Annotated in this window: 14 protein-coding genes; 3 read left to right on the top strand and 11 right to left on the bottom strand. The window is 60.7% G+C overall.

Annotated features, from left to right (window positions below; all coding sequences use genetic code 11):
* Positions 1–82: 82 nt before the first annotated feature.
* The 4 genes from AC1DV6_RS13255 to AC1DV6_RS13240 are packed head-to-tail and all read right to left on the bottom strand — an operon-like array spanning position 83 to position 2,415.
* Positions 83–727, bottom strand: coding sequence for a 2-hydroxychromene-2-carboxylate isomerase (locus AC1DV6_RS13255; RefSeq protein WP_477978082.1), 645 nt, complete (start codon positions 725–727; stop codon positions 83–85).
* Positions 724–993 (bottom strand): DUF1289 domain-containing protein, encoded by a 270-nt coding sequence (locus AC1DV6_RS13250; RefSeq protein ID WP_477978080.1) that lies wholly within the window; start codon positions 991–993, stop codon positions 724–726. The genes AC1DV6_RS13255 and AC1DV6_RS13250 overlap by 4 nt, the downstream gene beginning before the upstream one ends.
* Positions 994–996: 3 nt before the next feature.
* The gene (locus AC1DV6_RS13245) at positions 997–1,506 is read right to left on the bottom strand and encodes a YbaK/EbsC family protein (RefSeq protein ID WP_477978078.1); all 510 of its coding nucleotides are present in this window, start codon (positions 1,504–1,506) and stop codon (positions 997–999) included.
* Positions 1,507–2,415, bottom strand: a complete 909-nt coding sequence (locus AC1DV6_RS13240) for a hydroxymethylglutaryl-CoA lyase (RefSeq protein ID WP_477978076.1) — start codon at positions 2,413–2,415, stop codon at positions 1,507–1,509.
* 186 nt (positions 2,416–2,601) lie between these two features.
* Between AC1DV6_RS13240 and AC1DV6_RS13235 the strand changes: the two genes are divergently transcribed.
* Positions 2,602–3,192 carry an NAD(P)H-dependent oxidoreductase gene (locus tag AC1DV6_RS13235; protein WP_477978074.1) on the top strand — a complete coding sequence of 197 codons (591 nt, stop codon included), beginning with the start codon at positions 2,602–2,604 and terminating at the stop codon, positions 3,190–3,192.
* A 19-nt stretch (positions 3,193–3,211) separates the two neighbouring features.
* Here the strand turns inward: AC1DV6_RS13235 and AC1DV6_RS13230 are convergent, their stop codons facing one another.
* The 3 genes from AC1DV6_RS13230 to AC1DV6_RS13220 are packed head-to-tail and all read right to left on the bottom strand — an operon-like array spanning position 3,212 to position 7,800.
* Positions 3,212–4,132, bottom strand: coding sequence for a 2-hydroxyacid dehydrogenase (locus AC1DV6_RS13230; protein ID WP_477978072.1), 921 nt, complete (start codon positions 4,130–4,132; stop codon positions 3,212–3,214).
* Between the two features lie 2 nt (positions 4,133–4,134).
* Positions 4,135–6,162 (bottom strand): acetyl/propionyl/methylcrotonyl-CoA carboxylase subunit alpha, encoded by a 2,028-nt coding sequence (locus tag AC1DV6_RS13225; RefSeq protein ID WP_477978070.1) that lies wholly within the window; start codon positions 6,160–6,162, stop codon positions 4,135–4,137.
* A gap of 15 nt (positions 6,163–6,177) precedes the next feature.
* Positions 6,178–7,800, bottom strand: a complete 1,623-nt coding sequence (locus AC1DV6_RS13220; protein ID WP_477978068.1) for a carboxyl transferase domain-containing protein — start codon at positions 7,798–7,800, stop codon at positions 6,178–6,180.
* A gap of 157 nt (positions 7,801–7,957) precedes the next feature.
* Between AC1DV6_RS13220 and AC1DV6_RS13215 the strand changes: the two genes are divergently transcribed.
* Both AC1DV6_RS13215 and AC1DV6_RS13210 read left to right on the top strand, forming a co-directional pair.
* Positions 7,958–8,434, top strand: a complete 477-nt coding sequence (locus AC1DV6_RS13215; protein ID WP_477978066.1) for a thioredoxin family protein — start codon at positions 7,958–7,960, stop codon at positions 8,432–8,434.
* 476 nt (positions 8,435–8,910) lie between these two features.
* On the top strand, positions 8,911–9,456 hold the full coding sequence (locus AC1DV6_RS13210; RefSeq protein WP_477978064.1) for an N-acetyltransferase: 546 nt from the start codon (positions 8,911–8,913) through the stop codon (positions 9,454–9,456).
* A 47-nt stretch (positions 9,457–9,503) separates the two neighbouring features.
* Here AC1DV6_RS13210 and AC1DV6_RS13205 read toward each other — a convergent pair whose 3' ends face one another.
* From AC1DV6_RS13205 to AC1DV6_RS13190, 4 genes are read right to left on the bottom strand one after another with little or no spacing between them, the layout of a single operon-like run.
* Complete coding sequence (locus AC1DV6_RS13205) at positions 9,504–9,797, bottom strand: hypothetical protein (RefSeq protein WP_477978062.1); 294 nt, start codon at positions 9,795–9,797, stop codon at positions 9,504–9,506.
* Positions 9,798–9,811: 14 nt separating this feature from the next.
* The gene (locus AC1DV6_RS13200) at positions 9,812–10,222 is read right to left on the bottom strand and encodes a YchJ family protein (RefSeq protein ID WP_477978060.1); all 411 of its coding nucleotides are present in this window, start codon (positions 10,220–10,222) and stop codon (positions 9,812–9,814) included.
* Positions 10,219–11,346 carry an acyl-CoA dehydrogenase family protein gene (locus tag AC1DV6_RS13195; protein ID WP_477978058.1) on the bottom strand — a complete coding sequence of 376 codons (1,128 nt, stop codon included), beginning with the start codon at positions 11,344–11,346 and terminating at the stop codon, positions 10,219–10,221. Before AC1DV6_RS13195 ends, AC1DV6_RS13200 begins: the two co-directional genes overlap by 4 nt.
* Positions 11,347–11,376: 30 nt before the next feature.
* The gene (locus AC1DV6_RS13190) at positions 11,377–12,042 is read right to left on the bottom strand and encodes an SDR family oxidoreductase (RefSeq protein WP_477978056.1); all 666 of its coding nucleotides are present in this window, start codon (positions 12,040–12,042) and stop codon (positions 11,377–11,379) included.
* Positions 12,043–12,087: the final 45 nt, after the last annotated feature.

The raw sequence follows: 12,087 nt of genomic DNA, 5'->3' as shown, positions 1-12,087 counted from the left end.
ACCAACGCTAGCTTGCGCCCGTCTTACAAGGCACTGACAAACTAAGGTCGAACCCTTAGAGACGGTTTCACATTACGGCAAATCAGGGGCGTCGTACATCCAGGCCCGACGGAACCTGACTGACACCATCCCAGTGCGTGTCAGCAAACCAGGGGTTGCCATCGAGGTAGGCACGCAGCATGGGCAAGGCATCCAGACCCCAAAACACCTTGCCGTCCACCACCATCGCAGGCACACCAAAGACACCCTCTGCAATGGCATCTTCGGCATGGGATTTGAGTTGCTCTTTGACAGAAGCGTCGGACGGATCGCGCTCGGGCGCCAGCTGTTGGGTCAATGCCGCAAGCCGCGCGCTGTCCGATGCATCGGCACCGCCCGTCCATACATGGCGAAACAGCGTCTCGCAAACGTAGCGGTTGGGCAGGCCCTGCGCCTGCGTAGCAATCGCCAGCCGCAACAATCCCAGCGGATTGAACGGATGCGCTGCAGGCATATCCAACTGGATGCCACGCGCATGCGCTTGCCACAGCACCTGGCGGTAGGTCCAGTCCCGCTTGGGCGCAATCTCAGCGGGGCCTAGTTGCCCATGGTGCTTGAGCAATGCGGCAAACAGCAATGGCTTGTAGGTCACGCTGTAGCTCAACCCCATTAGCGCCTGCGGCAGCTCCTCAAACGCCAGATAGGCATACGGAGATATGAAGTCCAGATAAAAGGTGATGTGCTTCATGGGGTTTCACTATGGGGAGTTGGTATCGGCAGACGCTCGGCAATGCGCGCCCAGACCTGGCGTTTGCTGGCGTCGTCGGACAGGCCCCAGGCAGCAATCTCATCCAATGTGCGAAAACAACCGGTGCACACGGATTGCACCGGGTCGATACGGCACACATTGATGCAGGGTGAGGGAATATCGCTGGCCTGCGTGCGAACGATGACGGCGCGCGCCGCCAGCCTTCTCAGCGTGGCTGGCGATGGCAGGGGCGCAGTTCCGTCCACGGCTCAGGCCTCTGGCTTGTGTGCTTCTGTCACATCGGCCACCGGCGCATCGACCAGTGCATGCAATTGCTGCGGCGTCAGCGGGAACACCGCATGCGGATGGCCCGCTGCGGCCCATACGGTATCGAAGCGAAACAACTCCTGGTCCAGTAGCGTGACGCAAGGCTGGGCATGCGCTACAGGCGACACGCCACCAATCGAGAAACCGGTTTGCGCCTTGACAAACGCCGCATCGGCGCGCCCTAACGGGCCGACCAATGCCTCCACCTTCTTCTGGTCCACGCGTTTGTCACCCGATGTCACCACCAGCACGGCGGCATCATCGGACAGTCGCTTGAAGATGATGCTCTTGGCAATCTGCCCCAGCGCCACGCCCAAAGCGTCGGCGGCCTGCTGGGCTGTGCGTGCGGCGTCTTCCAGCATGCGCGGCCCATCCGGGTGGCCGCGTTCTTTCAGGAACGCAGCAACGCGTTGCGCGCCTTCCGGCAGCGCCTGCAATTCAGCCCCACACATCTAGCCAGCCCTCTTGGTCAGCAACGCATTGGCCGCGCGTGAATGCGGCTTGCGGCCCAAAAAGTCACTGATGAATTTTCCAGCGTCAATCAGCGCGTCGAGATCAATGCCGGTATCAATGCCCATGCCATGCAGCATGTAGACCACGTCTTCGCTCGCGACGTTGCCCGTTGCGCCCTTGGCATACGGGCAGCCACCGAGGCCCGCCACCGACGTATCAAAGTTCCACACGCCCATCTCCAGGCTCGCCAGCGTATTTGCCAGCGCCTGGCCATAGGTGTCGTGGTAGTGGCCGGAGACATGGTCGATGTCGTAGTGCTTCAGCGTCGCTTCCAGCGCGCGCTGTACCTTGCGCGGCGTACCCACCCCAATCGTGTCGGCCACGCCCACATGTTGCACACCGATCTGTTTCATCAGACCAGCGAGGTACTCAACCCGCTCGGGCGCAATCTCGCCTTCGTACGGGCAGCCCACCGTGCACGACATCGCACCGCGCACATAAATGCCCGCAGCCTTGGCCGCTTCCACCACCGGCGCAAAGCGCTCAATGCTTTCTGCAATCGAGCAGTTGATGTTCTTCTGGCTAAAGGCCTCGCTGGCCGCACCAAACACGACGATCTCGTCGGGCTTGCTCAAGATCGCGGCTTCAAAGCCCTTCAGGTTCGGCGTCAACACCGAGTAGCGCACGCCAGGTTTACGCGCAATACCCGCCATTACCTCCGCGTTGTCCGCCATCTGCGGCACCCATTTGGGCGACACAAAGCTGGTGACCTCGATCTCGGTCAGGCCTGCGGCCTGCAGGCGGTGCACCAGCTCGATCTTGATCGCGGCAGGCACCGGCTGCTTTTCGTTTTGCAGGCCGTCGCGCGGGCCGACATCGACGAGTTTTACTTTGGTTGGAATGGTCATGGGATCTATTTCTGGCGCTGTTGTTTGGCGCTATTGCTCTATTGTGTACCGAGCCCAGAAACCCGTCTTGCGGCATTGAATTTCCTCAGATGCCGATCCCACAGCGCATAAGCGGCCTTGCGCACAGCCGATTCCTTGCGGCAGATCAAAGATGGGGCCGGCCCAATTGCCGACACTGGACAAACTATGACCCAACGCATTCTTGTGATTCAGGGCCACCCTGATTCGATTGACCAACACCTGTGCCATGCGCTGGCGGCCAGCTATGCCAAAGGCGCCCAAGCCGCGGGACATACCGTGCGGCACCTGGCCGTCGCCGAGCTGGATTTCCCCATACTGCGGCGCCAGATCGACTGGGAGACTGGCACGGTCCCTGAAGGACTGCAGTCCGCCCAAGAGGCCATCGCATGGGCTCAGCACATTGTCTTTTTCTTCCCGCTGTGGCTGGGCGAAATGCCCGCCCTGCTCAAGGCGTTTCTGGAACAGGTGGCGCGACCGGGCTTTGCGTTCACCGGCGGAAAGGACGGCAACCCCTTTGGAAAAAAAGGGCTGACCGGACGCAGCGCGCGCATTGTGATCACGATGGGCATGCCGGCTATGGCCTATCGCTGGTATTTCCTCGCGCACGGCCTGAGGTCGCTAAAACGCAATATCTTGGGCTTTGTAGGCATCGCTCCGATCCATGAAACGCTGATCGGCATGGTGGCCAATATGAAAGCCGCCGACGCGGCCAAATGGCTGCAGAAGCTGGAGCGCATGGGCGCCAAGGCGCAGTAACGCTCGGTCGAGGATTCACTCAGTAGCCGCGTGTGGCGTCGACGCGCCCAGCAACCTGCTCGCCACGCTCCAGCGCACCAATCTTGCCTGCGATTTGCGCGATGCTCTCAGAACGCAAAGTGCGCGCCGAGGTGTGCGGCGTCAGGGTAATGTTCGGGTGCTTCCAGAATGCGTGGTCTGCTGGCAGCGGCTCGGTGCGGAACACATCCAGTGTGGCGCCCGCCAGATGCCCGTTATCCAGCAACGCCAACAGGTCCGCATCGACGATGTGCGCACCGCGTGCTACGTTGATCACATAACCACCGGGCATCAGTTGCGACAGGCGCTTGGCGTTCAGCAGGTCTTGCGTATCGGGCGTCAGCGGCAGCAGGCACACAACAATCCGCGTGGCTTGCAGAAACGCATCCAACCCCGCCTCTCCGGAGAAGCATTGCACGCCGTCCAGCGCTTTTGGCGAGCGGCTCCAGCCATTCACAGGAAAGTCGAACTGCGCCACAGTACGCGCAACACGCGCACCGAGCACGCCCAGCCCCAGGATGCCTACGGGAAAGTCCGCGCGGCTGCGTGGCTTGCGGAAGGACCATTTGCCAGCACCCATGTCGGCCTCGTAACCATCGAACTCGCGGAAGTGCCGGATCACCGCATGGCACACATATTCGGCCATTTGCACCGACATGCCCGCATCGTCCAGCCGGATGATGGGCAGGCCCTCAGGTAAACGCAGCTTCACCAGCGCATCCACGCCCGCGCCGGTGTTGAACAAGGCTTTGAGTTGCGTCTGCTCATCGAGCAATTGTTGTGGTGGCTTCCAGACCACCGCGTAGTCCGCCTTTGGCGCGCCGGGCTCCCACAGGCTGACTTCGGCTTGCGGCAACGCGGCCTGCAAACCCGGGACCCAGGTCGTGCCGTCGTGGTCAGCGCTGCAATAAATCACCCGCATAGTCAGCTTGCCGCCTCCATGCGCAGCAGCTCGGAGCCTTCAGTGACCTGATCGCCCGGCGCGAACAACAGTTCGGCCACGGTGCCGTCCGCCGGCGCGGCAATCGTGTGCTCCATCTTCATGGCCTCCATCACTGCCAGCGCCTGGCCCTTCTTCACGGCATCGCCCGCCTTCACCGCAAACGACACGACCTTGCCCGGCATCGGCGCGGTCAGACGACCGCCTTCGGCCTGGGTTTCGCCCGCATGCGCCAGTGCGTCAATGGCTACGATTTGGTTAGCGCCCAGCGAAGTGAATACGTGCGCTGTCTCGCCATTTCTATAGACATTCGCAATGACGCGCTGCGTACCGTAATGCAGGTCGATCGCGCCCGTTGTCGTTGACGAAAACCGCAACGCGGCCGTGTTTCCATCGACAGCCAGCGTGAGCGCGCCATCGTGCAGGCGCGTGAACTGCGCTGTGTGAGCAGTGCCCGCATACTCAATTGAGAAGCTCCGCACCGAAGGACCATGCGAACGCCAGCCATCGCGCCGCGCCCACGGGTCCACCCATCCGGATGCGTCAGGCCGCGCCGCCGCGGTAGCCTCATCTGTCAGCGTCTGTGCCACCAAGGCGGCAACAGCCAAAGGCAGACCCACCTTATCCTGGTTGAACAAGCGATCCGCCTCGCGCGGAATCAGCGCGGTGTCCAGATTTGCGTTTGCAAACGACGGGCTGGTCACCACATGGCGCAGGAACTGCACGTTGGTCGCCAATCCCACGATATGCGTTTGCGCCAGTGCCGCGTCCATGCGCGCCAGCGCTTCCTCGCGCGTCGCGCCGTGCACGATCAGCTTGGCCACCATGGAGTCGTAGAAAGGACTGATCGTGTCGCCCCGGCGCACGCCAGCGTCCACACGCACGCTATGCGGCGCGCGCTCAAACGTCACATGCTCGGGCAGACCATAGACATGCAGCGTTCCAGTCGCGGGCAGGAAGTTGTTGTCCGGGTTCTCGGCACAAATACGCGCCTCGATCGCGTGACCCAGAATCTTCAAATCGATTTGCTGCAACGGCAGCTTCTCGCCAGACGCCACGCGCAATTGCCACTCCACCAGATCCTGCCCGGTGATGGCTTCGGTCACCGGATGCTCCACCTGCAAGCGCGTGTTCATCTCCATGAAGAAGAAGGTCATGGCGCCATCGGGCTTTTGTTCGACGATGAATTCGACCGTACCAGCGCCTACGTAATTCACGGCGCGCGCTGCTGCCACTGCGGCTTCCCCCATCTGCTTGCGGAAGGCTTCCGTCATGCCCGGGGCGGGGGCTTCTTCCAGCACCTTCTGGTGGCGGCGCTGCACTGAGCAGTCGCGCTCGAACAGGTAGACGTAATTGCCATGCGTGTCGCCAAACACCTGAATCTCGATATGGCGCGGGCGTTGCACATACTTCTCGATCAGCACCGCGTCATCGCCAAAGCTGTTGATCGCTTCGCGCTTGCAGCTTGCCAGTGCCGCCGCAAAGTCAGCCGCCTTGTCCACCGCACGCATGCCCTTGCCACCGCCGCCAGCGCTGGCCTTGATCAGCACCGGGTAGCCAATGCGATCCGCCTCGCGCTGCAGCAGCGCAGGGTCCTGGTCGGCAGCGTGGTAGCCGGGCACCAGCGGTACGCCGGCTTTTTCCATCAGCTGTTTGGATTCGGCCTTCAGGCCCATTGCGAGGATCGCCGACGCGGGCGGGCCGATGAATACCAGCCCCGCTTTGGCGCAGGCTTGAGCGAACTCTTCGTTCTCGCTTAAGAAACCATAGCCCGGGTGAATCGCTTGCGCGCCCGTGGCCTTGGCAGCTTCAATGATTTTTTCCCAGCGTAGGTAGCTGTCCTTGGGTGCGCTACCGCCGATATGGATGGCTTCGTCGCAGGCCGCAACGTGCTTGGCATTCGCGTCAGCATCGGAATACACAGCCACCGTCTTGATGGCCATGCGGCGCGCAGTTGCCGCAACACGGCAGGCGATCTCTCCGCGGTTTGCAATAAGGATTTTGTTAAACATTTTTCTTCTTCCCCATCACATCCGGAACACGCCGAACTTGGTTTCCGGAATCGGCGCGTTCAGCGAAGCTGACAAGCCCAGCGCCAGCACGCGGCGCGTGTCGGCTGGGTCGATGATGCCGTCATCCCACAGGCGCGCCGTCGCAAAGTAGGGGTGGCCCTGCACTTCGTATTGCTGGCGGATCGGTGCCTTGAAGGCTTCCTCTTCGTCCGTGCTCCAAGCGCCGCCCTTACCTTCAATGCCGTCGCGCTTGACGGTGGCCAGCACGCTGGCCGCCTGCTCACCGCCCATCACCGAAATACGGGCGTTCGGCCACATCCACAAAAAGCGCGGTGAATAGGCACGGCCGCACATGCCGTAGTTGCCTGCGCCAAAACTGCCGCCGATGATGATCGTGAACTTCGGCACCGCAGCCGTTGCCACTGCCGTCACCATCTTCGCGCCGTTGCGGGCAATGCCTTCGTTCTCGTATTTGCGGCCCACCATGAAGCCGGTGATGTTCTGCAGGAACACCAATGGAATCTTGCGCTGGCAGCACAGTTCGATAAAGTGCGCGCCCTTCAGGGCCGATTCGCTGAACAGAATGCCGTTGTTGGCGATGATGCCCACGGGCATGCCTTCGATATGCGCAAAGCCACAGACCAGCGTAGTGCCATAGCGCGGCTTGAACTCGTGCATTTCCGAGCCGTCAACGATGCGGGCGATGATTTCGCGCACGTCAAACGGCTTGCGCGTATCCGTCGGGATCACGCCGTACAACTCGTCCGCTACATATCTAGGAGCTGCTTGCGCCTTTGTGGCGGGCGCTACGGGCTTGTTTCTATTCAAATTTGCAATCGCTTCGCGGGCCAGAGACAGCGCGTGCAGATCGTTCTGCGCCAGATGATCGGCCACTCCGGACAGCCGCGTGTGCACATCGCCACCACCCAGGTCTTCCGCCGTCACCACCTCACCCGTCGCCGCTTTCACCAGCGGCGGGCCGCCCAGGAAGATCGTTCCCTGGTTCTTGACGATGATGGTTTCGTCGCTCATCGCGGGCACATAGGCGCCGCCCGCCGTGCACGAACCCATCACCACGGCGATTTGGGAAATGCCCTGCGCGCTCATATTCGCCTGATTGAAGAAGATGCGACCAAAGTGGTCACGGTCGGGGAACACCTCGTCTTGGTTCGGCAGGTTCGCGCCACCAGAGTCAACGAGGTAAATGCAAGGCAGGTTGTTCTGCGCCGCAACTTCCTGCGCGCGCAAGTGCTTCTTCACTGTCAACGGGTAGTAGGTACCGCCCTTCACGGTGGCGTCGTTGCAGACGATCATGCAATCCACGCCACTGACACGGCCAATACCGGCGATCACACCGGCGCAAGGCGCACTGTCGCTACCGTCGCGGTCCGGGTACATCGCCAGCGCGGCCAAAGGGGAGAGTTCGAGGAAGGGTGTGCCGGGGTCCAGCAGCATGCCCACGCGGTCGCGCGGCAGCAGCTTGCCGCGGGCCGTGTGCTTGGCGCGGGCCGCCTCGCCGCCGCCCAGCGCCGCTTTGTCAATCTGCGCGTTCAGGTCGGCGACCAGCGCGCGCATGGCCGTGGCATTGGCCACGAAATCCGCCGAGCGGGGATTGAGTTTGGATTCCAGTACCGGCATCGATGCTCCAGATGGCGCTGCTTTTGGCTGCACCCGAGTTGACGTTTACGTAAACGTCAATTGTGACAGATCAACCCCACCCGGACGACCATCGTCGGGATGAGATATCGTTACGCCCATTCGTTTAATTCTCAGCTTGTAACCCAGCCACAGACCTATGTCCACCATTCGAAGCCTTCTTGGCGCCCTCGCGCTGACCGTGTTTTCCCTGAGTGCTTTTGCCCAGGAACTGCCCGCTAAATTCGACCCCCAGCGCGACGCCGCCAAAGACGTGCGCACCGCAACCGCATTGGCCAAGGCACAAGGCAAGCGCGTGATCGTGGATGTGGGCGGCGAATGGTGCAAGTGGTGCCACTTTCTGGACAAGTTCATCAACACCAACGCCGACGTCAAATCCGCGCTGGACAAGAACTTCGTCTGGGTCAAGGTGAACTGGTCACCCGACAACAAGAACGTCGAACTGCTGTCCCAATGGCCCAAGGTCAAGGGCTACCCGCATTTGTTTGTCTTGGATGCCGATGGCAAGTTGTTGCATTCGCAGAATACGGGCGATCTGGAGGCTGCAGAGGGCTTGGATACCTATGACAAGCCTAAGGTGATGGCGTTTATCATGCAGCAGACTGCTAAGAAGTAAGTTTCTTCAGGTGAAGGGGGGAGGACGTCCCCCTATTGCGGAACCAATAGTTGTGCCAAACAGAGCCGTTCATCGCACGCTGATGTCAATCCTCATTGCATGCGTCTTTGCAATGAGGTTTCTTGCTGGCCCTACGCTGGTGCAGTCGGCTATTGAAGCCGCCGAACTGTATAGCGGCGTGTGCCTAGCGATTGACCCAGAATGCTCCGTTGGATCTGAGAAAAGCGTCGACTTAGGCGATAACCCTACCAGCCATATCAATTTGGGTTATCACCTACTGGGCACAGTGGAAGACACATTGGACGAGCAACTCTGGGAATCCTCGCCCGCAGCTACTTTGGCTAGCCACGACTTGGTGCTTCCACAGTGGGTCTTTTGCACTTCCATTTTTCATCCTCCTAAAGCCTAGATCTTCTTTTTCCAAGTTATTGGCTTTTCCCAACGAGAAGCTCAGCTATTTGCCAGGGGAGCGATCTATGAGAACTATTCTGCGTGATTTCAATTGCACACGAGGGCATATCCCCGTGGAATCTATCGATGCCATCCAGAGCATCTTCAACTGCTCTGGTGACTTCACGGACTTGGTGTTTGGCCACGCCTGTACCGGGGGCGAGGCCGTAGAGTTCTTCAAGATCCTCTTCGGGCCGGCAACCGCAGAAGTAAAAGTGTATGAAATCATCCACGAGGATCACATAGCGAAATCTGTCGGAGTCATTGCTGTTCAATACGCGCCAGAGATTCGACAATCGATTTTCCCTCTGCTGCTTCTGGATTCCCAACATCGTGGTTTGGGCATCGGCCATGAAGCGTTGTCAATGGCAGAGGCCTGTTTGAATCCGGGTAGTCAGTATGCCTGCGCCATCGTGTCGCTATCCAACGCCAAAGCGTTGAACTTCTGGAGAAGCCGTGGCTACCTACCAGAAACCGAATTCCCCATGTCCATCAACTCGAAATTCTTCAATCAGGACACAGGCTATGTGCGACTGGTGAAGGAGTCAAGAAATCCGCTGTCGCTCCACTAGTGAAGCCGCGCTGGCATCAGAATCCGTCCCCACCTCTGCCAAGTCGCTCAATCCGGCGCCCCGTTAACCACCTGCATCACCCCCGTGCTATGCGGCGAAATGCCGTAGTCCCGCAGATTGCGCCGCAACGCGGCCGGGTCGACCTCGTTCCAGGTCAGGCCGCAATCCAGGCAGGCGTGTGATTCGGATTCGGAGAAGAAAACAGGCTTGCCCATCAGGGCCCGGATGACGCCGCGCAGCGGGTAGAAGCGAGCCGCTTCGCCCAATGACCCACGCACGACTTTGCGGCTGCTGCAGCGCAGGCAATACAGGCCGCGCACTGGTTGCTGGAAAACTCCCATGGGTACTCCCTTTGTTATTGCATATCCCCATCGACATAGTACCAACGGCCCGCTTCCAGCACAAACCGGCTGCGCTCATGCAGACGCACGGCGGGCGCACCAACGGGCTTTTGACGGGCAATGAATTCAACCTCGGCATGGCTCGTGTCCAGCACGCGGTGGTTGCGCACTTCCAGCCCCAGCCATTTGACGCCCGGATCAAACTCCAGCGACGCGGGTTGTTTGCCGGGATACCAAGTGCGCATCAGGTAATCGCGACGCTCCAGCACAAACGCGCTGTAGCGGCTACGCATCAGGCTTTCGGCATCAGGCGCGGGCACATCGTTCTCCAGCCACTGCCCACAACACTTGCCATACGCCAAGGGTTTGCGTTTGGCATCCAGCTTGCCGCAAGGGCAGGCGCGGTCTAGTGCCCAGGAAATCACAACGCGCGCTGGATGATGATTTTCTGCACGTCGGAGGTGCCTTCGTAAATCTGGCACACGCGCACGTCGCGGTAGATGCGCTCTACCGGAAAGTCGTTGACATAACCATAGCCGCCCAGCGTCTGGATCGCGGCGCTGCAAACCCTCTCGGCCATTTCGCTGGCAAACAGTTTGGCCATCGCGGCTTCTTTGAGGCATGGGCGACCCGCGTCGCGCAACGCTGCGGCGTGCCAGATCAACTGGCGCGCCGCTTCGATCTGCGTAGCGCACTCCGCGAGGCGAAAGCCGACGGCCTGGTGGTTGAAGATGGGCTGACCAAAACTCTGGCGGTCTTTGGCATAGGCCACCGCCACATCGAACGCGCTGCGCGCCATGCCCACGCTTTGCGCGGCAATGCCAATGCGCCCACCTTCCAGACCGCCCAACGCGATGCCATAGCCTTCGCCCTCTTTGCCAATCAGGTTCTCGGCGGGGATGCGGCAGTTGTCGAAGTTGATCTGCGCGGTATCGCTGGAATGTTGGCCGAGCTTCTCTTCGAGCCGCGCGACGACGTATCCCGGCGCGTTGGTGGGCACCAGAAACGCGCTCATGCCCTTCTTGCCCGCGCCCTTGTCGGTCACCGCGATGACGATGGCGACATCGCCGTTCTTGCCGCTGGTGATGAACTGCTTGACGCCGTTGATGACATATTCGTCGCCTTCTTTGACGGCGGTGGTTCGCAATGAAGAGGCATCGCTGCCCACATGCGGCTCCGTCAGGCAAAACGCGCCCAGCATCTCGCCTTGCGCCAGCGGCGTCAGCCACTTCTTCTTTTGCTCCGCGTTGCCGTACTTCATCAGAATCGCGTTGACCGGACAGTTGGTCACGCTGATGACCGTGCTGGTGCCGCCATCACCAGCGGCGATTTCTTCCAGCACCAAAGCCAGCGTGACGTAATCCAGATTCGCGCCACCCAGTTCTTCGGGCACGCAGATGCCGTACGCACCCAGCGCGGCAAGGCCCTTGTGTGCGTCTTTGGGAAAGTGGTGTTCCTTGTCCCACTTGGCGGCGTTGGGCCACAGCTCAGCCTGCGCAAAATCGCGCACCGCGTCGCGCACCATTTCCTGGTCTTGGGTCAACAACATATTTGTCTCCGGTATTTTTCTACGATGTACTTACCAGCCCGCCATCGGCTTGCCGTCTATGCCAAAGAAGCGGCCACTGTCCGCGGGCTGCAATTGGCCCAGCGTGCGGCGCATGGCGGCCACGCTGTCGTGTGCAGACAGGGTCGCACCACTGCCGCCCATATCGGTCTGCACCCAACCAGGTGACAGCGCCGCGAAGATGGCCTGGGGGTAGTCGTGCTTTGCGGATGCCACGGCCATATTGAGGGCCGCCTTGCTTACGCGGTAGGTCCAGCTGTAGCTGGAGCCCACGCCGGCGATCTGCCCCATGTCGCTACTGATGAAGCCGAAGCGGCCCTGCGCGGCTTCCACCAGCGGTGCCACTTGGGGAATCGCCTGCATGGCGCCAAGCACATTGGTGTGCATCACATGGTCAAAGTCGGGCAGCGTGGGCGGTGCGCTGGCATCGGCGCGGGTCAGCACGCCGGCCACATACAGCGCCACGTCAATTTTCTCGCCATCGAGCTGCCATGCCAAACCGCTGATACTGGCTGGCTTGGCCACGTCCAGCTTCAGCGCGACCGCGTCCAGTGCACGCAGGCGCTCCAGCCCCGCCTCGTCACGGGCGGTGGCGATGACGCGGTGCCCCGCATCGCGGTACTGTTGCACAAACTCCAGGCCAATGCCGCGAGATGCACCGAGGATGAGGATGTTCATATCGTTCAGAGGAATGAAAAATCAGATCAAATTCGGCCACAAGGC

Source organism: Rhodoferax sp. P2_H8_2, from assembly GCF_056403235.1.
Note: the sequence above shows the minus strand (reverse complement) of the source record. Positions and strands in the feature narration are given on the sequence as shown.

Coding starts and splice junctions, on each gene's coding strand:
- AC1DV6_RS13255 (WP_477978082.1), bottom strand. CDS start 727: ATGAAGCACATCACCTTTTATCTGGACTTCATATCTCCGTATGCCTAT.
- AC1DV6_RS13245 (WP_477978078.1), bottom strand. CDS start 1,506: ATGTGTGGGGCTGAATTGCAGGCGCTGCCGGAAGGCGCGCAACGCGTT.
- AC1DV6_RS13240 (WP_477978076.1), bottom strand. CDS start 2,415: ATGACCATTCCAACCAAAGTAAAACTCGTCGATGTCGGCCCGCGCGAC.
- AC1DV6_RS13235 (WP_477978074.1), top strand. CDS start 2,602: ATGACCCAACGCATTCTTGTGATTCAGGGCCACCCTGATTCGATTGAC.
- AC1DV6_RS13230 (WP_477978072.1), bottom strand. CDS start 4,132: ATGCGGGTGATTTATTGCAGCGCTGACCACGACGGCACGACCTGGGTC.
- AC1DV6_RS13225 (WP_477978070.1), bottom strand. CDS start 6,162: ATGTTTAACAAAATCCTTATTGCAAACCGCGGAGAGATCGCCTGCCGT.
- AC1DV6_RS13220 (WP_477978068.1), bottom strand. CDS start 7,800: ATGCCGGTACTGGAATCCAAACTCAATCCCCGCTCGGCGGATTTCGTG.
- AC1DV6_RS13215 (WP_477978066.1), top strand. CDS start 7,958: ATGTCCACCATTCGAAGCCTTCTTGGCGCCCTCGCGCTGACCGTGTTT.
- AC1DV6_RS13210 (WP_477978064.1), top strand. CDS start 8,911: ATGAGAACTATTCTGCGTGATTTCAATTGCACACGAGGGCATATCCCC.
- AC1DV6_RS13205 (WP_477978062.1), bottom strand. CDS start 9,797: ATGGGAGTTTTCCAGCAACCAGTGCGCGGCCTGTATTGCCTGCGCTGC.
- AC1DV6_RS13195 (WP_477978058.1), bottom strand. CDS start 11,346: ATGTTGTTGACCCAAGACCAGGAAATGGTGCGCGACGCGGTGCGCGAT.
- AC1DV6_RS13190 (WP_477978056.1), bottom strand. CDS start 12,042: ATGAACATCCTCATCCTCGGTGCATCTCGCGGCATTGGCCTGGAGTTT.